This window comes from Neoroseomonas rubea (assembly GCF_016106015.1).
GTDB lineage: Bacteria > Pseudomonadota > Alphaproteobacteria > Acetobacterales > Acetobacteraceae > Neoroseomonas > Neoroseomonas rubea.
Window position 1 is genome coordinate 1 of sequence record NZ_JACADQ010000706.1, and the last position, 751, is coordinate 751.

The window sequence follows — 751 nt, forward strand, 5'->3', positions numbered from 1 at the left end:
GCCGGATCCCCCGCCGCTGGCCGCCCCGGCCGCCATCCCCGCCCGCGGTCCGGCGCGGCCCATCCCGCCGCCCGATCAGGCGCTGCTCGAACGTGGCCGGCACGGCATGCTGCCGCGCGTCAGCGCCGACGGCCGCACGCCGATCCGCGCCTATGGCCGGGAATTCGACCGGCGCGACACGCGCCCGCGCATCGGCATCGTCGTCGCGGATATCGGCCTGAATGCGACCCAGACCGAGGAAGCGATCCGCCGCCTGCCGCCCGCCGTGGCCCTCGCCCTGTCGCCCTATGCCGCGCGGCCCGGCCAGGCGGCGGAACGAGCGCGGGAACGCGGCATGGAGACCCTGATCTCCATCCCCATGGAGCCCACCGGCTACCCGCTGAACGACCCCGGCGAGCGTGCCCTGCTGACCGGCCGGCCGATGGCCGAGAACATGGATTCACTCGATTGGGTGATGACCCGCGCGCAGGGCTATGTCGGTGCGATCGGCGCGGTCGGCGCCATGCGAGGCGAGCGCTTCGCGGCGCTGCCCGAAGCGCTCGGCCAGGTGCAGGACGTGCTCCGCGGGCGCGGGCTGCTCTACCTCGATCCCCGCCCTGGCGCGCCGGCGCCCGCCCGCGCCTGGGGTCGCAGCGTCGATCTCGTGCTCGACGAGCCGGCAGGGACGCGGGACGTGATCGACCGGCGGCTCGAGGAGCTCGAGCGCATCGCGCGCGACCGCGGCGCGGCGCTGGGCCTCGCCGGCGCGGCG

General features: G+C 76.4%; 1 protein-coding gene. It reads left to right on the plus strand.

Annotated features, from left to right (window positions below; all coding sequences use genetic code 11):
* Positions 1-751 (plus strand): divergent polysaccharide deacetylase family protein (locus HW577_RS25960; RefSeq protein ID WP_198378951.1); only part of this gene is annotated, 751 nt, incomplete at both ends.